This window comes from Photobacterium angustum, from assembly GCF_003026365.1.
Classification (GTDB): Bacteria; Pseudomonadota; Gammaproteobacteria; order Enterobacterales; family Vibrionaceae; genus Photobacterium; species Photobacterium angustum.
This window is the reverse complement of the sequence record NZ_PYOM01000001.1, coordinates 258,934-280,651: the sequence shown is the minus strand read 5'-3', so window position 1 is coordinate 280,651 and position 21,718 is coordinate 258,934. Positions and strand designations below refer to the sequence as shown.

The 21,718-nt window shown below is 37.5% G+C and carries 22 protein-coding genes and 1 other RNA gene; 10 read left to right on the top strand and 13 right to left on the bottom strand.

Going from position 1 to position 21,718, the window contains the following annotated elements:
• Positions 1-21: 21 nt before the first annotated feature.
• The 5 genes from recR to CTN01_RS01440 form a co-directional block, all read right to left on the bottom strand.
• Positions 22-621 carry a recombination mediator RecR gene (gene recR / locus CTN01_RS01460; RefSeq protein WP_045148121.1) on the bottom strand — a complete coding sequence of 200 codons (600 nt, stop codon included), beginning with the start codon at positions 619-621 and terminating at the stop codon, positions 22-24.
• A gap of 3 nt (positions 622-624) precedes the next feature.
• Entirely contained in the window at positions 625-954 is a 330-nt protein-coding gene (locus CTN01_RS01455; RefSeq protein ID WP_005370465.1) for a YbaB/EbfC family nucleoid-associated protein, read from the bottom strand.
• 37 nt (positions 955-991) lie between these two features.
• Positions 992-3,217, bottom strand: a complete 2,226-nt coding sequence (gene dnaX / locus CTN01_RS01450) for a DNA polymerase III subunit gamma/tau (protein WP_045148119.1) — start codon at positions 3,215-3,217, stop codon at positions 992-994.
• Between the two features lie 276 nt (positions 3,218-3,493).
• The gene (apt, locus tag CTN01_RS01445) at positions 3,494-4,039 is read right to left on the bottom strand and encodes an adenine phosphoribosyltransferase (RefSeq protein WP_045148118.1); all 546 of its coding nucleotides are present in this window, start codon (positions 4,037-4,039) and stop codon (positions 3,494-3,496) included.
• A 130-nt stretch (positions 4,040-4,169) separates the two neighbouring features.
• Positions 4,170-4,604, bottom strand: coding sequence for a YbaN family protein (locus CTN01_RS01440; protein ID WP_107188416.1), 435 nt, complete (start codon positions 4,602-4,604; stop codon positions 4,170-4,172).
• Between the two features lie 581 nt (positions 4,605-5,185).
• On the opposite strand from CTN01_RS01440, the gene CTN01_RS01435 reads away from it, so the two are divergent.
• Positions 5,186-5,533 carry a hypothetical protein gene (locus CTN01_RS01435; protein ID WP_005370461.1) on the top strand — a complete coding sequence of 116 codons (348 nt, stop codon included), beginning with the start codon at positions 5,186-5,188 and terminating at the stop codon, positions 5,531-5,533.
• A gap of 78 nt (positions 5,534-5,611) precedes the next feature.
• On the opposite strand, the gene CTN01_RS01430 is transcribed toward CTN01_RS01435, so the two are convergent.
• On the bottom strand, positions 5,612-6,247 hold the full coding sequence (locus CTN01_RS01430; RefSeq protein WP_045148116.1) for a YccT family protein: 636 nt from the start codon (positions 6,245-6,247) through the stop codon (positions 5,612-5,614).
• Between the two features lie 133 nt (positions 6,248-6,380).
• Positions 6,381-7,337 (bottom strand): porin, encoded by a 957-nt coding sequence (locus tag CTN01_RS01425; protein ID WP_045148115.1) that lies wholly within the window; start codon positions 7,335-7,337, stop codon positions 6,381-6,383.
• A 694-nt stretch (positions 7,338-8,031) separates the two neighbouring features.
• On the opposite strand from CTN01_RS01425, the gene dinG reads away from it, so the two are divergent.
• From dinG to CTN01_RS01395, 6 genes are all read left to right on the top strand, one after another.
• The gene (gene dinG / locus CTN01_RS01420) at positions 8,032-10,110 is read left to right on the top strand and encodes an ATP-dependent DNA helicase DinG (RefSeq protein WP_045148113.1); all 2,079 of its coding nucleotides are present in this window, start codon (positions 8,032-8,034) and stop codon (positions 10,108-10,110) included.
• Positions 10,111-10,130: 20 nt separating this feature from the next.
• Complete coding sequence (locus CTN01_RS01415) at positions 10,131-10,904, top strand: sulfite exporter TauE/SafE family protein (RefSeq protein WP_045127275.1); 774 nt, start codon at positions 10,131-10,133, stop codon at positions 10,902-10,904.
• Positions 10,905-10,930: 26 nt separating this feature from the next.
• Positions 10,931-11,482: a primosomal replication protein PriC gene (gene priC / locus CTN01_RS01410; RefSeq protein ID WP_005370456.1), complete on the top strand. Its 552-nt coding sequence runs from the start codon at positions 10,931-10,933 to the stop codon at positions 11,480-11,482.
• A gap of 2 nt (positions 11,483-11,484) precedes the next feature.
• The gene (locus CTN01_RS01405) at positions 11,485-12,393 is read left to right on the top strand and encodes a histone deacetylase family protein (RefSeq protein WP_107188417.1); all 909 of its coding nucleotides are present in this window, start codon (positions 11,485-11,487) and stop codon (positions 12,391-12,393) included.
• A 15-nt stretch (positions 12,394-12,408) separates the two neighbouring features.
• Positions 12,409-12,570 carry a pleiotropic regulatory protein RsmS gene (gene rsmS, locus CTN01_RS01400; protein ID WP_080896169.1) on the top strand — a complete coding sequence of 54 codons (162 nt, stop codon included), beginning with the start codon at positions 12,409-12,411 and terminating at the stop codon, positions 12,568-12,570.
• A gap of 190 nt (positions 12,571-12,760) precedes the next feature.
• Positions 12,761-13,801 carry an EAL domain-containing protein gene (locus tag CTN01_RS01395; protein ID WP_244155993.1) on the top strand — a complete coding sequence of 347 codons (1,041 nt, stop codon included), beginning with the start codon at positions 12,761-12,763 and terminating at the stop codon, positions 13,799-13,801.
• Positions 13,802-14,282: 481 nt separating this feature from the next.
• Here the strand turns inward: CTN01_RS01395 and CTN01_RS01390 are convergent, their stop codons facing one another.
• From CTN01_RS01390 to CTN01_RS01380, 3 genes are all read right to left on the bottom strand, one after another.
• A complete protein-coding gene (locus CTN01_RS01390) occupies positions 14,283-14,771 on the bottom strand; it encodes a hypothetical protein (protein ID WP_005370451.1) in 489 nt (162 codons plus the stop codon).
• 361 nt (positions 14,772-15,132) lie between these two features.
• Complete coding sequence (locus tag CTN01_RS01385; RefSeq protein ID WP_045148110.1) at positions 15,133-16,098, bottom strand: hypothetical protein; 966 nt, start codon at positions 16,096-16,098, stop codon at positions 15,133-15,135.
• Positions 16,095-17,411: a sphingomyelin phosphodiesterase gene (locus CTN01_RS01380; RefSeq protein ID WP_107188418.1), complete on the bottom strand. Its 1,317-nt coding sequence runs from the start codon at positions 17,409-17,411 to the stop codon at positions 16,095-16,097. Before CTN01_RS01380 ends, CTN01_RS01385 begins: the two co-directional genes overlap by 4 nt.
• 191 nt (positions 17,412-17,602) lie before the next feature.
• On the opposite strand from CTN01_RS01380, the gene CTN01_RS01375 reads away from it, so the two are divergent.
• Together CTN01_RS01375 and CTN01_RS01370 are read left to right on the top strand one after the other, a co-directional pair.
• Positions 17,603-18,985, top strand: a complete 1,383-nt coding sequence (locus CTN01_RS01375; protein ID WP_045148109.1) for a trypsin-like serine protease — start codon at positions 17,603-17,605, stop codon at positions 18,983-18,985.
• Between the two features lie 105 nt (positions 18,986-19,090).
• Positions 19,091-19,447, top strand: a complete 357-nt coding sequence (locus tag CTN01_RS01370; protein ID WP_045148107.1) for a hypothetical protein — start codon at positions 19,091-19,093, stop codon at positions 19,445-19,447.
• Between the two features lie 340 nt (positions 19,448-19,787).
• On the opposite strand, the gene ffs is transcribed toward CTN01_RS01370, so the two are convergent.
• Both ffs and CTN01_RS01360 read right to left on the bottom strand, forming a co-directional pair.
• An RNA gene (gene ffs / locus CTN01_RS01365) (signal recognition particle sRNA small type) lies at positions 19,788-19,884 on the bottom strand.
• A 161-nt stretch (positions 19,885-20,045) separates the two neighbouring features.
• Entirely contained in the window at positions 20,046-20,780 is a 735-nt protein-coding gene (locus CTN01_RS01360) for a VP0952 family biofilm-associated protein (RefSeq protein WP_045148106.1), read from the bottom strand.
• Positions 20,781-20,845: 65 nt separating this feature from the next.
• Between CTN01_RS01360 and CTN01_RS01355 the strand changes: the two genes are divergently transcribed.
• Positions 20,846-21,157, top strand: a complete 312-nt coding sequence (locus CTN01_RS01355) for an MGMT family protein (protein ID WP_045148105.1) — start codon at positions 20,846-20,848, stop codon at positions 21,155-21,157.
• A 79-nt stretch (positions 21,158-21,236) separates the two neighbouring features.
• Here the strand turns inward: CTN01_RS01355 and CTN01_RS01350 are convergent, their stop codons facing one another.
• Complete coding sequence (locus CTN01_RS01350; RefSeq protein WP_045148103.1) at positions 21,237-21,659, bottom strand: YbaY family lipoprotein; 423 nt, start codon at positions 21,657-21,659, stop codon at positions 21,237-21,239.
• Positions 21,660-21,718 lie beyond the last annotated feature (59 nt).

Here is a 21,718-nt window from a genome sequence, read left to right as displayed (position 1 = left end):
TTTTTATTTATTCTCGACAAACTACAAACGCTGACGCCCAGCTAATGAATGCGATAGCGTTGTGCCATCAACAAGTTCTAACTCACCACCGACAGGAACACCATGAGCAATACGACTCGCTGGTACATCATATTCATGACATAACTCAGCAATGTAATGCGCTGTGGCTTCCCCTTCAACCGTCGGGTTAGTTGCAAGAATTATTTCACTGATATTTTCATGCTGTAATCGATTTTCAAGACGGTCAAGACCAATATCAGAGGGTCCAATACCATCAAGTGGAGACAAGTGCCCCATCAAAACAAAATAACGGCCAGAAAATTGTCCTGTTGCTTCTACTGCGACAATATCCGCAGGACTTTCAACAACACAAATTAATCCGTTTTCTTGGCGGCGAGGATTATCACAAATGGCACAAACATCATCTTCAGTAAATGTTCGACAATCACGGCAATGTCCAATTTCAGTCATTGCCTGACTCAGTGCATCTGCAAGCTGTAAACCACCTTGACGATTACGCTGCAGCAAACTAAAAGCCATACGCTGTGCTGACTTAGGGCCAACCCCCGGTAGACAGCGTAAAGCTTCCATTAAATGCTCCAGTAAGTGACTGGTACGCATTAATTAGAATGGCAGTTTAAAGCCAGCAGGTAGGTTCATACCGCCAGTTACTGAAGCCATTTTTTCTTTTTGTGCTTCTTCGATACGACGAGCAGCATCGTTAAATGCAGCTGCGATAAGATCTTCTAGCATGTCTTTGTCGTCTTCCATTAGGCTTTCGTCAATTTCAACACGACGAACACTGTGGCTACCAGTGATAGTAACTTTAACAAGACCAGCACCTGATTCACCAGTTACTTCCATGTTTGCTACTTCTTCTTGCATCTTCTGCATGCGCTCTTGCATCTGTTGCGCCTGCTTCATCATGTTACCCATGCCACCTTTACCAAACATATCTTTTCTCTCTCTATCTTGGTCTGGTTAAAAACCTTTAAATTGGTCGAACACTGTCTTCATCCAGTTGAGCTGCAAAACGCTGACAAATAAACATCACATTTTGATCGTTATCTAAGCTCTGTTTTGCTTGTAACAACTTTTGTTGATACAGCTCTTCACGTAATTCTAACGGTGTTTTTCCTTCTTCACCCAGTACGATATTCAACATGACTGGGTGTCCTAATACGGTACTTAATGCACTACATAATTGTTCTTTAGCACGCTCACCATTTAAATGCTGTTGCGATGCGCGTAAATGCAATGTGATTTGATCACCTTGCTGCTCAAAAGAAGAGTTCAAGGCTAGCTGTTGGATTAATTTCCCCACATCCAACTGCGTCACTAAGTTTGCCCAACTATCCTGATTTGCCGCCTCATTGACAAGTATTTTTGTCATTTCTGGTGTTTTTTCGTGCTCTAGTGCTTTCTTTAAAACACGTGGAGCCACATCGACTTTTTTAGCCTCTTCAGCATCAGGTTTTACTGTCGGTTTCCAGCGATATTCTTGATCTTCTTTCTCTTGTTGCTGTTCTGCTGGGAGATTCGACGTCGGCATCGCACGGGAGGCACTCGTAGGCATCGCTTTTTGCTTACTCGCAACGCGATCTAATACGGATGTAGCGACTTTTTTAGCTGACGTCGTTGGCGTCTTTTTTACCGATGAAACCTGTTTATCATCATTACCACGCTGTTTCTGGCTACGTAACCTATTACGTGCCGCCAATAACCCACTGGCCGCTGAACCTGTACGTGATGTTTCACTCGGTACTGCTGGCACTTCAGGCGCACTCACCGATTGCGATATCTGTGGCACTGGTTCTTGAGAACGTTGTGGTGCAATAGATTGTGGTTGAGCACTTGGCTGAGCTGGTGCTACTTGTTGTTCTGACATCACAGAATGAGGCGGCATTGGAGCCACATTCATCTCTGGATTAACAGCGGTATTAGATTGTTGCTGTATTTGATGCGGCGCGACTTGAGATACTGGCTCCGTATGCGCGGCTTGCACCTGCGCTTTTAACGCTTGTACGCGTGAAACACCTTGCTGCCCAGTAGGATTAGGATTTACAGCAGGTACTGTCGCGACCGGTTGAGTGCTAGGAACATTGATCGCTTGTGGCTGGATCCCTGATGAAACAACTGGCCTAAATGCCAACATACGCAATAGCACCATTTCAAGTCCAGTTCGACCATCAGGGGCATAGCCTAAATCTTGTCGACCTTGCACCGCTATTTGATAGCATAGCTGCACATCTTGTGGCGTCATCAGTTGACTTAACAAACTGATACGCTCAGCATCAGGCAACGCATCACCTAAACTCGCAGGTAAAGCTTGATACATAGCAACACGGTGTAATTGACTGGCTAATTCACGTAGTAGACTGTCCCATTCAACGCCAATATTCGCCAGTTCTTGTAAACTGTTCATCGCAATATTTGCATTTGCTTGCGCGACAGCTTCAAGTAAGAATAACGCTTGATCTGTATCTAATGTGCCAAGCATTGTCGCAACATTATTAATGCCAACTTGACCATTCCCTAAAGCAATGGCTTGATCCGTTAAACTTAACGCATCACGCATACTACCTTCAGCAGCGCGCGCTAATAAGCTTAATGCTTTAGCTTCATACTCCACTTTTTCTTCTGCGAGTACTTTTTCTAATTGCGTTTGGATTTGTTGATGATCAAGATGCTTTAAATGGAACTGTAAACAACGAGATAATATCGTAACTGGCAACTTTTGAGGATCCGTTGTCGCTAAAATAAATTTAACGTACTCCGGCGGCTCTTCTAACGTTTTAAGTAAAGCATTAAAACTGTGACGAGATAACATATGTACTTCATCGATCAAGTACACTTTAAAGCGTCCACGAGCAGGCTTATACTGAACGTTATCGAGAAGTTCACGAGTATCTTCTACTTTGGTGCGAGACGCCGCATCGATCTCTAAAAGATCAACAAAACGTCCTTCGTCAATTTCACGACACGTTGCACATTTACCACAGGGGGTTGCCGTGATCCCTTCTTCACAGTTAAGTCCTTTGGCGAAAATGCGCGCGATGGTTGTTTTACCCACACCACGAGTACCACTGAACAAATAAGCATGATGAAGGCGATTTTGCGTTAACGCATTGCCTAAGGCTGTCAACACATGTGACTGACCAACCACATCAGAAAACTGAGATGGACGCCATTTACGGGCCAGAACCTGATAACTCATTAATAACTACCTTACTCTATCTAGACAGCGTCTTATGAATACACTCGCCTCTATTTCTATTATTCTCTAAACCTTATTTTAGATACCAATAAAACAAATAGTTCGTAGAAAATAAGAGAAATACTAAGACATGATGTATTGATGGTGAAACCTGCGCTAATGCTAGCATATTGCGTATTTTGGAGCGAGAGAAGAGATAATTGAGAGCGCAATCATTAAGCAAATAAACAGTAAGTAAACATCTGGCTTACTTACTGCTCATTGTTTTATTTATACTTAGTGACCAGGGAAGTCGCAAATAGCATAAACATTTAAACCTAAACCTTGTAGACGCGCTTCACCGCCGATATCAGGTAAGTTAATAACAAATGCAGCATCATCGACAGTACCACCTAAACGGCGCACTAAATTCGTTGTCGCTTCAATGGTGCCACCGGTAGCTAATAAATCATCAACAAGCAATACGCGATCACCGGGTTTAATTGCATCTTTATGAATTTCTAATGTATCTTTGCCGTATTCTAACTCGTAGCTTTCAGCAATCACTTCACGCGGTAATTTACCTGGCTTACGAACAGGCACAAAACCAACGCCAAGTTCCAAAGCAAGTGGCGCACCAAATAAAAAACCGCGCGCTTCAGTACCGATGATTTTTGTAATACCTTGATCTTTATACTTTTCAGCTAAAATAGCAATCGTTGCACGGTAAGCTTCAGGCTGCTCCATTAAGCTCGTCACATCACGGAATAAGATCCCCGGTTTTGGGTAATCTTGAATTGATTGAATACTATTTTTAATCAAGTTAAGTGTTTCTTGGTTCATAATCGTTTCCGTGCTTTCACAATGCTGATAAGTATCAAGCGAGAAATAAAATGCCTACTGAATCGTAGGCAATATCATCAACTCTGGCAGATAAATATCAAAGTTATCTGTCATGAATTATTGATGCAGTTTATTGTTTTTCCTGTTTGTCAGCAACTAACTCTCCAGCCATAGTTTTATCAATTACTGTCAATCTATTAAAGAAAAAGAGCAATATCATCGCCATCACCAACAACATCCCTTTATGCCACCATAACGGTACAAGAAAAATAGACAGTGCAAAACTACACACTATCATGATGTTTCCACGACGTTTTACTGTAGAAGAAACCGCGCGATGCTGATACCAATTATCTAAAATAGGTCCAAAGGTAGGATGATTTCGTAGCCAATGATTTAAACGTGGTGAACCTCGCATAAAACACGCACTGGCTAGTAGTAAAAAAGGGGTGGTAGGCAACAGTGGTAAAAAAATCCCTATCACGCCTAAGACAACACAGGTTGCTCCTGTAACCACATATAAAGATGAGACAACTCTTGTTTTTAAATTAGCACTCTGTCGCATTATTACGCTATTCCTTGTATCCATTACTCCCTCCATATTGAAGCAAGAGATAACGTTAGTATAGCGATGATTAAAACTTATAAATCAATAATAACTAACAAGGAAAATAAGTCACAAAATTGACTAATTTAATAAAATCCCTAGTGAAGTCAGTATTGCTGGCAAAGTAGGAAAAGCAAGTATTAACAACAAAAAAAAGACATATAAAAAAAGAAATATTTCGCACTATACAGGCTTTAAATTCACGACCTATCTCTAATTCCCTATATAAGATAATTGACAGTGCAATGACGGAGATACATATCTTGTTATTTTTTCTTTGCGTTTGTTAAGAGAACATTTTATCTGCTAATTTTTTTAGCAAAAAACGAAATAAAATAGGGTTGTTGATATAAATTTACACAAAGACTTGATTCAAATCACAACTCAATAATGAATATCGCCTAAACTAAAAACGAACTTGGGGTATTCGCTGATATTTGAAATTTATCGCTGCTCTCTTGTTTCATATCAATCCCCATAATTAATGACAGTGATGTTTAATTTCCTCTATTGAATCAATCATTACGGCAATGGTAGACATGAATTATCAACAATTTCAGAGCCCGCTAAATACAGAATTTTTAACCCTAGCGGAAGAATTAAAAAATAAAATACAGCTCAATAGCCTAGTTACTGATCCTGCAAAAATAAATGATGCAGAACTTAACGACCTGATTGCGATGGCGAAAGCATCATTCATTCCTGCTCTTTTTGATACTGCAATTCGTCTTGAAAAAGTAGATGCCGCAGTCTGTTCATTTAAACTAGGTATGTATGGTTTATGTACTGATTGTGAAGAAGAAATTGAATACAGTGATTTAGAACAAGATCCAGCACAGCCTCGTTGTAAAGCGTGCCGAGAACATAGTCGTTATCACCACGACTGATCTTCATTAATAAATGACATATATAGAAAAGGCAGCGATAGTCGCTGCCTTTTGCTTTTTACAATGTACGCACAAGTCTTAATTAAAATCGTGCTCTGCCATCCAAATTTTAAACGCTTTTTTATCGTCTTTAGATGCTTTGCTATACCATAACTTTAATTGCGTTAACGCATCACCCGTGATCTGAACTTTTCCTGTTTTATCATCAACTTCTACCACTGTTTTTTGTAAATCGACAGGGTTACCGTTTTCAATAATGATACCGTTGCGTTTATTATATTCAGCCACAAGTGCAGGCATGTCACTGTAAGCACCTAAACCATCCCCGATCAATTCAACCGCAGACAATGTTGTTACACCTGTCGCTGTTTCAAGCGTCCACTGTGGGTCTCGTGCAAAGTATGCTTTTGCTTGTGATTCTGTGGATAAACGCGGCAAAGAGATTTCAGCATCTTGTGAAGTCATATTGATATCAAATAGATATGGACGCGTTGTATAAATCACTTTTTTAGAACCACGCTTTACTTCACTATCAAAACGTACCACTATTTGGTGTTTCCCTTCAGATAGTTCAACATTTTCAGCATGAGAAAATCGACCTGATTTTACTTCCTTTCCATCTACAACCAACAACTCAAGATTATTACCTACCGAGAGTGTTGCCGCATGCACAGCACCAGAAAATAATGCCGCTAACAATAATATTTTCTTCATTATATATCCCTAATAAACAACGATTGAGGATCAAACTATTACTATAATTACTAAGAGGTATAACAATTATAGAAACCGCTTAATAATAAAAAAGCCGCCAAAAACGGCGGCTTCTTAACAGCTAATTCTGAAATTAGAACTTAACTTCTAGACCTGCAGTATAGTTTAGGTCGTAATCGTAATCGTGGTGGTTAGCTTCTAACCAACCTAGCTCAGCGTAAACTTTAACGTTGCTGTGTAGTTGTTGAGTAACGTTAGCGTATACGTTGTCGAAGTCAACTTTGTTTGCTGTATGTGCTTGGATATCATCCGTTATATGGTTGTAACCTAGAGCAAAAGTCGTTTTGTCTAGTGTGTATGAACCAGCAAGAGCTAACTGAGTTGCTTTACCTTCAACATGATCCACTTCACCCTGACCGTAAGAAGCAGCTAAAACAAATGCATCTAGTGCATATTCAGCTTCTAGGTTCCAAATTTGCTCATTAGAGTAGTCAATGTAGTAAACACGTGCATCAAGACCTGCAACACGGAAACCTAAACGACCATCAGTAACTGAATTATCTTTTTTACCTTTATCTGAGTCATCGAACTTATGAGAAACACCAGCGTAGAACATACCGTTATCGTATGTGTATTTAGCAATATTATCGAAGTTAGTTGCAGCATCTAACACTTCTTTATTTGCTTGAGATAGACCAATACCAGCTTCATAGTCCATGCCGATACCAACATCATCAAATACTAAGTATTGACGACCGAAAGTTAATTGACCGAAATCGCCATTAAACCCTGTGTATAGCTCGTAGTTCTTAACACGGCTACCATCTTCATCTTTATCTTCGTTCTCGTACTCAAAGCTAATTTTAGCTAGTGCATTTAATTGTTGAGAAATTGCTACAGAAGTGTCGAATGAAAGATCACCATCATCAAGACGGATATCACCTTTAGAGTCTTTATCGTAACCGTGGTGGTACTGAACTTCAGCAGCACCAGATAGGTCAACTTTAACACCGTTTGCATCATATAGGTTGATGCCTGCATTTGCAGAACCAGCTGTTAGTACAGCAAGAGCTAAAAGAGTTTTTTTCATGATAAGTCCACTGCCTTTCTTTATCTTATTTATGGAGAACCATTCCCGGCTCCCCCTGTTTATTTTCTCCTTGTTACACAACAGTTCTAAAAATAAAAAACTAAAATAACAAGGAGTTGGTGTTCGTGGTACGCATCCTGACAGAAGTTCAATATTTTTGTCAAATTTCATAAAAAAAAACAAAAAAAACATAAATAACATTAATTTTCAGCTAGTTAAGGCAGTAAAGCAAAAATTAAAAATACTATCAAAAGGCGTTTTACCTATTATTTTAACTATTAAAAAGTGTAAAAAAATAGAATAAAAAGCTAAAAAACAAATACAAACGCAGACATTCAAACCATTTAAGCTTTAAAAAGCATTATGGATGGGCGATCGTTTTAAGCCGTCATTTCTGGTATTTAATATTGCAGATATCTATTCGTAATCGTGATCCAAAGCACAATACAACTATTATTTTGTTTCCGTTTATCACTCCAATCACTCAAAAAAATCCCTTACAATCACCTTTCCTGTAATTTCACATTCAATACTTTATGAGGTGTTTCTCTTTATTTCTGAAACGCCAGCGCTAATACACACAAAACCTAAGCGCAGTTCAATGTCCTGAATTTCACCTCACTCCACGTTATTCACTTTGAACACCAATACTTCATGCTACAATGCCGTCCCCTGCCATTATGAAATTTCAGCCATGTTACACAGCCAAGTAAAAACCGATATCAAGCAGTGCTATGAGAATTTAGGAAAACAGCTAGATAACTTTATTCCACGTCGCGCACAAAACTATTTGGTGTCAGAAATAGCAAAAACGCTGGCTGGGGAATATCACAAGAAAAACCGAATGTTAGTGGCTGAGGCTGGTACAGGGATCGGTAAATCTTTAGCCTACCTGCTCGGTGGCATCCCTTTTGCGTTATTCAATAACAAAAAACTATTGATCTCGACTGCAACCGTTGCGCTGCAAGAACAGTTAATCAACAAAGATCTCCCGTTGTTTAACCAAATTTTCCCAAAGGAATTCAGTTTTATTCTCGCCAAAGGGCGTCAACGTTATTGCTGTAACCATAAGTTAGAAGCGTGCTGTTCGCCTGACGGTGATCCTCAACTCGCTATGTGGGAAGAAAAACCTAAAAAATCTGATCTCGATCTGCTAAAGCGAATGCTAAAGGCTACCGAGCAAAAGAAATGGGATGGCGACAGAGACAGTTGGCCGACAACGATTCCCGATCGTGTTTGGATGCAAATCATGGCGGATAAACATAGCTGCCATGCTGGTATGCCTAAGCATCGTACATGCCCTTTTGCCAAAGCACGTGAGCACTTAGATAAAGCAGATGTTATTGTGGCTAACCATGCTTTGTTAATGGCAGATATCGAGCTAGGTGGTGGTGTTATCTTACCAGAGCCAGAACAAACCATTTATGTGATTGATGAGGCTCACCACCTGCCACAAGTCGCACGTGACTTCTCATCTGCCGCAGCGAGTTTGAAAGGCGCAGCAAGTTGGCTTGAAAAACTTAATCAAAATGTTAGCAAATACGCAGAGCTCGCTGACTATCAAAAGGCCAATCGCTTTCAAAATGCAATACAAGATAACATCCAGCACTTAATCCCAACATTAAGTCAGATAGCCAACAATATTGATCCCGCTATTTTTAATAAAGATGGCGTGTATCGTTTTGAGCATGGTGAATTACCACAATGGTTAGAAGAAGAAGCGAAAGGCTGTAAAGAAGCCAGTAAAAAGGTCATGCAATCGTTGGGTAAGATCCAAGATTTAATCTCCGAGCGTACTAAAGAAAATGAAATTATTCCTCGATTAGGTGAGCAAGCACTTACTGAAGTCGGTTTTTATCTACAACGCGTGGAAAATCTTGAAAAAGTCTGGACACTGATGGCGCAACCAAACAATAAAAAAGGTGCTCCGTTAGCTCGTTGGATAGAAAAAAGCCCTGAACGGGAAAATGACTACATTATTGAAGTTTCACCACTTGAGGTCGGCTATCGGCTAGATCAGTTACTTTGGAGTCGCGCAGCAGGATCTATTTTAGTTTCAGCAACTCTACGTGCTTTAAATCAATTTAACTTTTTCTGCCGTCAGGCTGGCGTTTCTGAATCGGATGGAACACGCTTTTTAGCACTAGCATCTCCATTTGATTATCAAAATAATGCGCGCTTAGTGATCCCCTCTTTAAAAATGGAGCCACAAGCCGAAGCGTTTACTGACTTATTGATTGAAATATTACCCGAATACCTTGAAGGTGAAACCGCAAGTTTGGTGTTGTTCTCTTCTTATTGGCAAATGAATAAAGTCGCCGATGCATTACGTCCGCTAGCGAAAAAGAATAAATGGGAATTATTGGTACAAGGCGAAGAGTCGCGTAATGAAACCCTAAAAAAACACAAAGAAAACTGTAAGAACGGTAAAGCTAGCATCTTATTTGGCACCGGAAGTTTTTCTGAAGGTCTTGATTTACCCGGTGATTTGCTTACAAATTTAATTATTACCAAGATTCCATTTGCAGTACCTACATCACCAGTAGAAGAAGCCCACGCTGAATATATTGAAAGTAGAGGCGGAAATCCCTTCTTACAAATTTCAGTACCAGAAGCCAGTAAAAAGCTGATTCAATCCGTTGGCCGCTTACTGCGAAAAGAAGAAGACTCTGGTAGAGTAGTCATTCTAGACCGTCGAATTATTACCCGTCGATACGGAAAATCATTATTAGACTCTCTGCCTCCTTTTAAACGGGTTATTGAATATAACTAAATGAATAAAAAGAATAATTAATGATTGAGATGATAGAACCGAGTACCTTACTGATACTCGGTATTATTGCCCTTGCCGCTGGCTTTATTGATGCGGTTGCAGGCGGTGGTGGAATGCTCACCGTCCCTGCCTTGCTATCACTAGGATTGCCACCACATATTGCTTTAGGTACCAATAAACTCGCTGCAAGCTTTGCCTCTGCAACAGCGGCTTGGACTTATTACAAAAAGAACCTATTCTCACCACGTTTTTGGCTTGCTTCCTTTATCGCTACATTTATTGGTGCAATAACAGGTACCTTAATTGTTAATCTAATTAGTAGCGAATGGCTAGAAAAAGGCTTACCTCTGCTTATTTTTGCCGTGGCTATTTATACTATTTGGCACCCCCAGCCAAAAGATGAGCAATACGTATTACCATCAGTCACCCCTATACTAAAACTTAAACAATGGCTTCAAGGAACAAGTATCGGTTTTTATGATGGTGTAGCAGGCCCAGGTACAGGCGCTTTTTGGACTGTTTCTAGCATGATTTTATATCGGTTAGACATGCTACGTGCATGTGGCCTAGCAAAAGCGATGAATTTCACCAGTAACATTACTTCATTAGTTACTTTCATTGTTTTAGGGCAAGTCAATTTTGCGCTTGGTTTAACGATGGGGATATGTTTAATGCTAGGTGCTTACATTGGTGCTCATTCTGCAATACGCTTTGGCGCAAAGTTTATTCGACCTGTTTTTGTAACTGTTGTTTTAATTTTAGCGATTAAATTAGCTTGGCAAGCTTGGTTCTAATTTAGCTTGTAATACAAGGTTTCTCTATGATTGACTTATCTCGTCTTATTTCACTGATTGAACAATTAAAGCAACAAGCAGCTGACGTTGACCGTAAACGTGGCGAATCCTTTAAGCCCCTGTTTGACGAAACGCTATTTAAAACACGTAGCAAGTTGCTTACTCCCTGTGTCAATGAAGTCCATAATGAGCTCCAATTATTACAAAAAGAACAACAAGCCGGACGCTTATTACCGGCAAGAACACAGCACCTCTGTGAAAAAATTGTGAGCCAAATTCAAGCTATCCAGCGTGAATTAGCCACACTAAACATTCGTAAAAAAGAGCCGAAAAACCAAGCTGTCTGGCGCAGACCAATTAATGAAATATATCAAGATCTTAATCAACATAAAGATTGGGAACGTCGCTTAAAAGCTATGCTTCGTGATAAAGAATTATTAATTAGCCGTTGTGCTTCACAGTTTGAGCAACAACAGCTCCAAAAAGAAATTCTTGCGCTTGAAGGTAGGATAAGTCGCTGCCAAGCAGCCTTGATCAAAATCGAAACCGACATTAGTAACAGAGAGAGAAAAGGCTAACAATGCTTCCTCTTATTTATCATTCTCAATACTCGGCTCTAACCTTGCCAGACAAGCACCGTTACCCGATTAATAAATACCGACTGCTGTTTGAGGCTATTTTTCACTCAGAATTAAGTAACAAGGTAAGTATTCACCAACCCAATAGGGCTGATATTGCCAAAATTAAGGCGATTCATGATAGTGAATATGTTGATGACTTACTCTTTAATCGATTGCCAGCAGCAAAAATGCGCCGTATCGGATTCCCTTGGAGTGATGAATTAATCAATCGAACCCTACTTTCAACAGGTGGAACTCAATTAACTGTTGATTTAGCACTTGAGCACGGTATCGCGATTCATTTAAGTGGTGGTTATCATCACGCCCATCATGACTTTGGTAGTGGTTTTTGTCTATTTAATGACTTAGCCATCGCAGCTAAACATGCTTTATCTTATTCTCATATCGACAAGGTCATGATTATTGATTGTGATGTACATCATGGTGATGGCACTGCAACACTATTTGCCGATGATCCCAACATCATTACCTTCTCAGTGCACTGTGATAAAAACTTCCCTGCTCGTAAGCCTGATTCAGATATTGATCTTGCTTTAGAAAGAAATACATCAACAGATGATTACCTCACGGCATTGCAAGGTGTTCTCCCTCTTCTACTTGCTCAGCACCAACCTGACTTGGTGATATACGATGCCGGTGTTGATATCCACCAGCATGATGAACTGGGATATTTTGATGTTTCTAAACAAGGTTTATACCAACGAGATCATTATATTTTAGCCCAATCTAAAGCGCAGAATATTCCAGTCGCCGCAGTCATCGGTGGTGGATATAGAACAAATCATCAAGATTTAGTCGAGCTACACTTACAACTTATTCATGCAGCATTATTAGTACACAACAAATAGCGATAAAGAGAAATTATGTCTGATAACCAAATAACAACAAAAACATTAGAAAATGCACCGGAAGAAATAAAGCTCGCGGTAGATTTGATTTATTTATTAGAGAGTAATGACATTGCCCCAGAGATCGTACTTTCCGCCTTAGAAATTGTTCGCAAAGACTTTGAAAATAAAGCATAGATGTCATATTTTTAATGAATTAGCTCACTTCTCACCAAAAGATAAAAGATACAACTTGTCACCATTGGTATCTTTTATCGACTTAACCAAATATTTTAAATGGCAATGATATACCATAATGGCATATTTTTAATTGGCCGTTATATCAAAGTGTGAAACAAATTTTATTATGTCATTTACAGTAAAAAAAATGTTTCAACTAGCTTTGTTAGCTATTTTAATTGCTACGCCTATTACATTTACATACTTAAATATTAGGTGTGATAATTTAAGTAAAGATATTGCTGTTGCATTAAATAAAACTTTAAATAAACGTATATCTAGCGTTTTACATCTACCAGAGAACCAACCAGACGCTAAAAGTATGCATGACTTGGTTACATTGGTTCTTTCATCTCGCTCACTACGAAGTGTTGCATACTTTCAAAACAATCATTACATCTATTCAGATCGTAATGCCTCTTTGCATACTCCAATTTCACCTAGTCTGATTGAACGATTAAAAAAAGATAAATTACCGCTACTTTATCGCAAACGTAGTTCTCTTAATCAGATCGATGAATTACATCTTGTCGTTAAAGGAACAAAGGGCTTTTATCAGCTATTTATAAACGCACCTTATATGGATGACTGGTTAACTAATGCGGATGAGTATTTACGAGGTTATGTTGTTACCAATAACGGTAATATTTTAATTAATAAAAAGAAAAGCTACTTATTCCATAAGTCATATCACTCTGCTCAATTTCCTTTTAAAGTGATTGTTGGCGCTAAATCTTCTCAGGTGTTATTAGGCATTGGCGCATTGGCTGCATTTATTTTTATTTTATGCATGCTCATTGTCCTTATAATTAATTACATTCAAACTAATAACTTCTCATTTAAAAAGGATATAGACAGAGCAATAAAAAATAATGAGTTTATTTTTTATTATCAACCTATTGTCTGTAATCAAACTCACCAGATCATTGGAGCCGAATTACTCTGTCGTTGGCTATATCGTCATGCCCAATTGATCTCTCCAAATCAATTTATTACAAAAGTAGAATCAAATGGGAAAATAAAACCGATAACTTTACATTTATTAAAGCAGCTCTCAATAGATAAACTTTTAATAGCCCATTGTAATAAAGATTTTTACGTTTCTATAAACGTTACTCTATCTATGCTCAATGATCCCAGATTTGTTGATGATGTCATCTTGTTAATTAAGCAGAACCCGACATTATAACAAGGATTAGTCTTTGAAATGACAGAAAGAGAAAATACAACCAATGCATTTATCAAATTAGATAAGATCATGCAGCGTTTTCGTACCTTAGGCGTTCGTTGAGCCCTTGATGATTTTGGAACGGGTTATTCCAGTCTATCAAGCTTAAAAGAGCTCAATTTTGAATAATATTGCTTCACTAGGCAAAGAGTTAAAATGTAGTTAGTCGCAGAGGGAGTCGTCGAGACAGAGACGCAGTTACATCCCCTAAATCTTTGTTGATTGATTTTTAGCTCCAACTAGCCGTTGTAGTTTTATAGAGTTTAAAACAGAGCATAAGGAACAGATTCTAAAGACACTAGATGAATACGCAAAGCGTTGCGTTTCATAAAAATATTATGGCCCTACTATTTATATTTGACAGGTTGAATTTTTATCGTAAAAAATAACGATAAAAAAAGGGCTGATAATAATCAGCCCTTCGAATATATTTAAGTATCAATTAGATACCAGCACGCTTTAACAAACCAGCCATCAATGCTGAACTTGATTTCACTTGCTTAGATTTGTTTTTAAACTCTTTAGCCAGTGAAACATCTTTAATTTCATTCGCAATATAAATCATAGAGTTGTACATATCTTTTGGCGTTTTCACACGATCTTTATCATTTAAAGGCTTCAACAACGTTACAACGTCTGCACCTTTCATTTTATTTTCTGTCGTGTATGCAAGCATTGATTCTAGTAGCTTATCCATATCTACCATAAACTCGGAATTTTCAATGCCCTGCTTTTTCATTTCTTTCAGGTTTTTCTTACGTACCTGCTTAATCACAAATGCAGGTTGGTTAATTTTCTTATAACCATAAATACCGGCAATGATTAATAAAACCACGCCACCTGCTACATAACCCCACACTGAACCTGAAGACTCAGCAACTGGCTGAGCGACAGCAGCAATATTTGCAACAGACTCTGGTACATCAGACATATTTGTAACCTTTTACTTTAAAAATTCGGAATGCGGCGAGACATTATCACCAACTCGGTAAACAGCAATGTGTTTTATGAGAATTCAATTCAAATAGAGTGACCGAGTTCAAATGTGAGGTCATTCTGCCGTTTTCACTGACAAAAATAAAGCATTAATTGCATACTTTTTAACCACACCTTGTTAACTAGTTGTCTCACCACAAAAAGTTCACACTATTATCTCATGCTATTTGTTATTTACTATGAATAATTACCATGAAATATAAATTACCAATACAAATCGTGATCTTATCAACATTACTTTCAAAAACGCTCTGTCGAGATATGTCGTACAATTTATATAGCGTCTAAATTATATATCAGTGATAGTCAAAAAAAACCTTTCTAAATTCCCCGATCCGATCTTGGTATATCCTTTGCCACTCATCATCAGATAACGTTCTATATTCATTATTACGCATACTTTCCAAACTCTTTTTTAACTCAAAAAGCTGTTTCTGGTATGTTTCAACTTCTTGCCTTTGATTTTTTATTTGCAGATCCCTTTTGTAAAAATCGGTTCTTTCTTGTTCAGTTAAATAGAGTAAAGAAAGCTCTTTTACGAGCAATTCTCGTTCTTCTTCACTGTATGTATTAGGTATATTCCCTAAAGCATAATCGAATTTAGCACTTTTTGATTGAACAAATATATCAAGCTTTGACGCCGCCTGCTGTTCAAATAACTGGTTTAGTTGTTCTATATATTCAGAAGGCGAGACTTGTTGTAACATCATGCTTTCGGCTCTAAAGCGGTAGTATTTAAACTCCTCTTCAAATAAAAGATCAGTATATGCCCCCCAGACACTCTCGTATTGTTGTCTAACTTGATAGACTTTTTCATTAAAAGGAAGATCCATAGAAATACTGAGAGAAGTTAATAACCACTCTTCTCTAAGTGATTCAAAATCACTCAACAGCTTAAATAACGAGTAAGGTAATTGTTTTTCTAATTTTATAAGTTGCTCATCGCATGTATGGGTCGACTTGCACTCACCCCAAAAATTTGCCATTTTATTTAATAATTTAGTTCCCCTTAGTGATTGAAATTCGTCACTAAGTACATGTATACGCATAATCTTTTCATCAGTGCTCTCTTCAACTTTCTCCAATTCAAAATTATTTTGATCATTGAACGCTATTTCAGGTTCTATCAACTCATTTACATGGCTTTTTATAAACCTGTCCGCTTTAACTTTTTTTGACTCCATGACTTTTGTAGGAGAGATCAGCGTCATATAAAAGACGCTGATAAGAAAAATAACTAAAACAAGAGCTAACCACCTCATTGTTCAATTGTCGCCACAACAGGGAAATGATCTGATAAATCCCAGTGATACCACAAACCAGAAGATGTAGAACGTGGAATATCAACCCTATTTGTATTTGATTCAACTTGACCATATTCAGTGCTTACGACTACGTAATCTAAATATTCAGAACTTGAGCCCGCATAGCTATTTATTGTCGGATCATAGGTTGCAGATGTATATCCCGTATATGTGGGCTCATGTGATCTCAATAACATATGCATCCACTGGTAGTCTTTTGTAAAAAATTTATTTTTGTTTACATTAAAGTCACCACTATAGATAACGACTTCGTTATTTGGAATATTTTGCTTTCTAGCAAAGTTATTAATTTCGGAGAATTGATAAATACGATCAATTCTAGCGTCAATAGAATCAGTTGAAGCCGCATGAGTCGCAAATATATGATATGACTTACTACCTTTAACTACTTCAGCATAAACAGCCCCTTTATCTGCTAAGCAATCTGTTCCGCTACAGCGCGAGAATATATGGTAATCTGTTGCAACAATTGGATATCGGCTAACGATAATCACACCTCCATCCATCGCATTAAATCCTGGAGCATCTAATACTTCAGTTTGATAAGGATATTCAGATGATAGCTCTTGCAAGAAAGAATATCTTTCTCCAGAAAAAACTTCTTGGAAAGCAATGACATCGTAACTAGATAAGAATTCTGGTAACGTGTCTAATCTATCTGAAATATGAGAGGCAATAAATGGTAAAGCCCAAATATTATATGTCATCAACTTGAGAGAAGAGTCATCAGTAATTAGAGATTCAGATTGTTTAACTGGTGTTATGGTGTAATAAATATCGTCATAACCCGATGTTCTTTTAGCTCGAAAAGCTAATTCAGCAGATAAGTCACTATAATTATGAGATGTGAATCTATAAATTGAATAATCAGATTTGTAAGAAATATTTACATCAGAAGCACTTAACTTGTATTTGAGAGAAGACCCCCACCAGCTACCTCGCATATATTGCTGTAAATTAACTTGTTTACCACTTTCGGAAGTTACTGATGTTGTAAAATAATATCTCTTTTTGTTCTTAACGCCCCAGTTTCGATTGAAGCTTAATACTTTCTTCGTTTCCCATGGCATCAATGTTTGTGCATCCTGAGTCCATTCACTTCCTTCTCTTAATGTATCTCCTTGACCACTGTGACTGACATTTATGCTAAGAGTTTCAGAGGAGTTATTAGTGATATATATATAAGTGTCTGAATAGCAATAGCTTGAAAACATTGCAAGTAAGGTAAATAAATAGGATTTAATGTTCATTGTTAACATCTCGTAGATGAAGACGGAATGTTATTTAATTATAGTTCATTTCAAAAAATGAGAATTAATCATATTAAAAAAATAAGCGTTATAAATATCTAATTTTATTGAATAAAAAAATAAAAATATTTTTTGAAATTATAAATTGAATAACACGGTCTTATTTAAGATATCCTAAAAAGGTTAAAAGAATGAAATTTTTAATGTTCCTATCAATGCTTCTTACTATTTCAACATCTCATTCAATTATTCTCTCTGAAAGCAAGTTTCAAGAAATTGGTGGAAATATTCATAATATTCCAGAAAGTATCAAATTAGACAATGAGATACTTAGAGAAATGAGTTTACACCCTGAATATTTAACTGTAGGAAGTATAAGTTCTAAAAAAGGTCGATGTACTGCAACGTTATTAGGACAAGATAATAATGGATTTTCATATATTTTCACTGCTGCACATTGTATGAAATATAATAAAAACAAACAAAAATCAGATATAAATGCAACATTTACATCTTGGAATAAAAAAACAATTGCAAAAGGGAAAGGTGAAATTTTTGTACCTAAGCAATTAATTAGAAAACCATTATCTCACAAAAATGATCACATCTATTATGATATGGCAATATTAAAACTACCGACTGTTGACATTTTATTAGATCAATTTGGTTTTCCTGTACCCTCTCCAATACTTAACGATAATTTTCTGAAGAAGAATGCTAAAGTGAGCTTTGTCGGTTACGGGTTATGGGGGGTCGGGAATGACATATCAAACGATTACAAACCTGCATATGGGCATCAACGTCGTTTGTATGGTGAAAATATTGTAACGCATATCATATCTCAGCATGCCTTTCTGATATGGCTAGTAAACAACAATAGTAACAAATGGGCCCTGCCAACCACAGGTGATAGTGGCTCCGCTTGGTGGTATAAACATAAAGGCTTAAATGTTATGGTAGCCATTACAACTAAAGGCAAAGATAATCTTGCCTTGGGATCAAGTCTATCAAAGAAAATTAATTGGATTAAGAGTGTTTATAGCGATGTAAAACTTTTAAGTAGAACATTTTTAACCATAAAAAAAGACAATAATGCAGGAGAAGTTGGAGATTATTACCAGGCTAAAAAACAAGATGATTGTTATAACTATTATGAACTATCTAAAATAACGAATGATAGCTATCGTAATCTGCCTGACTCCAATAATGACAATTCAAATTGGCAATTCAGAGGCCCATTCTATGAACATAATAAGCAAGACTTAGTTATGGGAGATATTTTCCTTTACGACAACCCTGAAAGTGGTGAACTAGAACTATTTAAACTCATTTCTCCTAATATTAACAATATAACAAAAAACATCCCAAAAGATCGTAGTGATAACAATTCGTGGATCTACATGAAAAAGGCTGATATAGACTATAACCACTTAATTAACTGTTCTACATACAAAGAGACTATATATATAGAACCAACGTTAGAAGAAACATTAACTGCCTTATCTGAGCTTCAAGAACTATTCAGTAATATTGTTTTTTTAGAGCAATTAGCGAATATGTACGATAATAACTAATATGTAATGTGGGTCTCTCAATATATGAATATTGATAAAAGCTACCTTTATAAGATTAATGAGTAGGTTAGCCTTTAAATTACCTCTATTTTTATAAGGATATTTATGAAATTGGTTTATATTTATTTATTTCTCTTTTCTGCTGCTTCATTTTCAAAGGATACGATAAAAAAGACCTTTAACTTTAAAGAAAACAGAAGTGATATTATAGAAGAATGCTTCGAAGCGCATACTAATGAAATTCTACATTTTGAATTTAACAGCTTAGAAGATGTTGATTTTAATATTCACTGGCATAAAAACGACGAAATTTACTTTTTAGAAAAAATTTCTTCAATTAAGACGAACCTGAACAGTTTTACAATACCTAAAGACGACTCTTACTGCATTATGTTCAAGAAACGAGGAGAGGCTAATAACGAAATTTTATTGCAGTACTACATCGAGCCCTATGAATCATAAATATTGATATTCATTCATCATTTTTAAACGTAAAGATAGTGGAGCCTCTGGCTATGCTTCTATAAAAGAAATATCTGGCGAATATTCAAGATGGAAACAAGTATCAAACTCTAATCTTGATTCAACAGTTAAGACCTTATTCATCTTAGAGCTAACAAATTTGAAGATGTTTTTAACGCGGGAATGTCTTAGATTTCGCCTGTACATAACAACGCTCTTTTTTGTAGCTAAACTACAACAAAAATAGGTTATGCAGAGGTATGGTGCAAGTTATGCAGTGAGAAAGTAGAATTATGCAGAGGTATGGTGCAAACAACAAGAATAGCAGATGGGTGGAAGCCCCCACCAGCCACATCCCGGCACACACATCGCCTGCTGCGGTTGCTCCCTTCCGGGCCTGGCCGAGTTCACAAGTTAGTGTTGCGGGAGGACCAATGGGGGCCTCCATAGATTCTTTGTCTCTTGCGAGAACGAAGAGGATTATCTATTAAGCGCATCGATATTGCAAGTTGTTATATAACAACAATCGTTTAAGTGTGCATTATTTATCCAAACACTAAGATGTTGAAAATAAAACCATCACCTTGGTTTATTTAACTTACTCTTCTTCCTCGGGATCTTCTAATAACGATTCACCAAGTAGCCCACCACCCAATACAAGTAACCAAGAAACTAATATCGGATTCGCAACATCAAATTGCGGCATGATGACTAACGTGGCAAAACCAACAGCAGGTAATACACATGCCAATTTAGGGATCCATTCATCAAGATGTAATTTATTTAAAGACTGAAGTGCGGCAATAATACCGGTAATACTTAAAGCCAATAATGCGGCATGCTCCATACCACCAACCCACAAGGGAACCACGAGTAAAAGTGCCCACCACGTATTACCTTCAACAGGCCGCCAACTTCTTGCGGCAAACCAAATAATGGCAATACCAATAATTTGAATAACAGTCGCACCAATAGAGCCCGGCAGTTTACCCTCCGCTTGTAATGCCATTAAACCTGCATTCATAGCTAATACAATAGAGATCATCAGTGAACCTAGTTGCCAACATCCCTTCGGCGATGTGCAAATCATCAAAATCGGTAACATCATAAATAAGCTGACAGACAACGCGACAGGTTGTTCAGGCAATACATAACCAAATGCACCTAGTCCAAACAATAATAGCCATGCAGCAACACCGCCCTGAGGTAGCAGCCATAATGCAGGGATCGCAAGGGCAAGAATAGGTAACTCTCCCTGGCTATGCGCCAAGGCATTAACCCCTAATACGGTCAATAACAAAGTGACAATGATTAGTAGTGTTTTATACAACATGGCAACACCTCCTTGCGTTATCCTGTTGTTTAAGAAAAGATGGGGTTTTATCTCTAATTATAAATATGGACGATTTTTCTCGGCAAATCTACAGCCAAGTGTATCAAATACCTATTGGTAAAATATCGACCTATGGTGATATTGCTAAATTTTCAGGATTTCCTGGCTATGCACGTCAGGTAGGCCGCTTACTCTCGAACCTTCCCCAAGGTTCTGCGTTGCCGTGGCACCGTGTTATTAATAGCCAAGGAACAATCTCATTATGTGGTGACGGTAGAGCTCGTCAAATAGAAGCATTGCGTAATGAAGGGATTATTGTAACGGAACAAGGACGAGTAAGCCTTAAAGCATATCGTTGGGATGGCTACCCTGAATAACAAAATGCCCGACCATCTTATTTTAATGAAAAGAAATAGAATAAATCGGGCATTACTAATATTGTATAAAACGGTTGGATTACACTTTCACTAATGGAATATCTAGGTGTGTCGTTTTTAACGGTTCAATACTTAAATCTACTGTTGATTGATTACTGAACAACACTTCATCATTGATTTCAATCTTAGCAATCACACGATATAAGGTATCTGGCTCTAATTTACTTTTCACATAATTCAACGTGAAAGAAACAGGTGGCTGCTCACCTTCTGCTAAAAATGAATGTTGGCTGATAACTTTACTTGCACCATGATCAGCTAGAGTAGACTGTTCAACCAATGACACAATAATGCGTGCATTATTCGGTAACACTACACGCTCACGATAACTTACTGTTCCACTTAATGTTCCAACATTACTATCGGTCGGCATGAAGTTAGTACAAGCCGTGATCACTAATGCCGCAATCAAAATCCCAAACCATGCAAAAGAATTTTTCATATTCTTCTCTATTAATCCCTAATCTATATTGCTATAAAGCTCAAATATAATAAAACCAA

Bases quoted from the DNA above. Each gene is read 5' to 3' on its own strand.
- recR (WP_045148121.1), bottom strand. From the start codon at position 621: ATGCGTACCAGTCACTTACTGGAGCATTTAATGGAAGCTTTACGCTGT.
- CTN01_RS01455 (WP_005370465.1), bottom strand. From the start codon at position 954: ATGTTTGGTAAAGGTGGCATGGGTAACATGATGAAGCAGGCGCAACAG.
- dnaX (WP_045148119.1), bottom strand. From the start codon at position 3,217: ATGAGTTATCAGGTTCTGGCCCGTAAATGGCGTCCATCTCAGTTTTCT.
- apt (WP_045148118.1), bottom strand. From the start codon at position 4,039: ATGAACCAAGAAACACTTAACTTGATTAAAAATAGTATTCAATCAATT.
- CTN01_RS01440 (WP_107188416.1), bottom strand. From the start codon at position 4,604: ATGCGACAGAGTGCTAATTTAAAAACAAGAGTTGTCTCATCTTTATAT.
- CTN01_RS01435 (WP_005370461.1), top strand. From the start codon at position 5,186: ATGAATTATCAACAATTTCAGAGCCCGCTAAATACAGAATTTTTAACC.
- CTN01_RS01430 (WP_045148116.1), bottom strand. From the start codon at position 6,247: ATGAAGAAAATATTATTGTTAGCGGCATTATTTTCTGGTGCTGTGCAT.
- CTN01_RS01425 (WP_045148115.1), bottom strand. From the start codon at position 7,337: ATGAAAAAAACTCTTTTAGCTCTTGCTGTACTAACAGCTGGTTCTGCA.
- dinG (WP_045148113.1), top strand. From the start codon at position 8,032: ATGTTACACAGCCAAGTAAAAACCGATATCAAGCAGTGCTATGAGAAT.
- CTN01_RS01415 (WP_045127275.1), top strand. From the start codon at position 10,131: ATGATTGAGATGATAGAACCGAGTACCTTACTGATACTCGGTATTATT.
- priC (WP_005370456.1), top strand. From the start codon at position 10,931: ATGATTGACTTATCTCGTCTTATTTCACTGATTGAACAATTAAAGCAA.
- CTN01_RS01405 (WP_107188417.1), top strand. From the start codon at position 11,485: ATGCTTCCTCTTATTTATCATTCTCAATACTCGGCTCTAACCTTGCCA.
- rsmS (WP_080896169.1), top strand. From the start codon at position 12,409: ATGTCTGATAACCAAATAACAACAAAAACATTAGAAAATGCACCGGAA.
- CTN01_RS01395 (WP_244155993.1), top strand. From the start codon at position 12,761: ATGTTTCAACTAGCTTTGTTAGCTATTTTAATTGCTACGCCTATTACA.
- CTN01_RS01390 (WP_005370451.1), bottom strand. From the start codon at position 14,771: ATGTCTGATGTACCAGAGTCTGTTGCAAATATTGCTGCTGTCGCTCAG.
- CTN01_RS01385 (WP_045148110.1), bottom strand. From the start codon at position 16,098: ATGAGGTGGTTAGCTCTTGTTTTAGTTATTTTTCTTATCAGCGTCTTT.
- CTN01_RS01380 (WP_107188418.1), bottom strand. From the start codon at position 17,411: ATGAACATTAAATCCTATTTATTTACCTTACTTGCAATGTTTTCAAGC.
- CTN01_RS01375 (WP_045148109.1), top strand. From the start codon at position 17,603: ATGAAATTTTTAATGTTCCTATCAATGCTTCTTACTATTTCAACATCT.
- CTN01_RS01370 (WP_045148107.1), top strand. From the start codon at position 19,091: ATGAAATTGGTTTATATTTATTTATTTCTCTTTTCTGCTGCTTCATTT.
- CTN01_RS01360 (WP_045148106.1), bottom strand. From the start codon at position 20,780: ATGTTGTATAAAACACTACTAATCATTGTCACTTTGTTATTGACCGTA.
- CTN01_RS01355 (WP_045148105.1), top strand. From the start codon at position 20,846: ATGGACGATTTTTCTCGGCAAATCTACAGCCAAGTGTATCAAATACCT.
- CTN01_RS01350 (WP_045148103.1), bottom strand. From the start codon at position 21,659: ATGAAAAATTCTTTTGCATGGTTTGGGATTTTGATTGCGGCATTAGTG.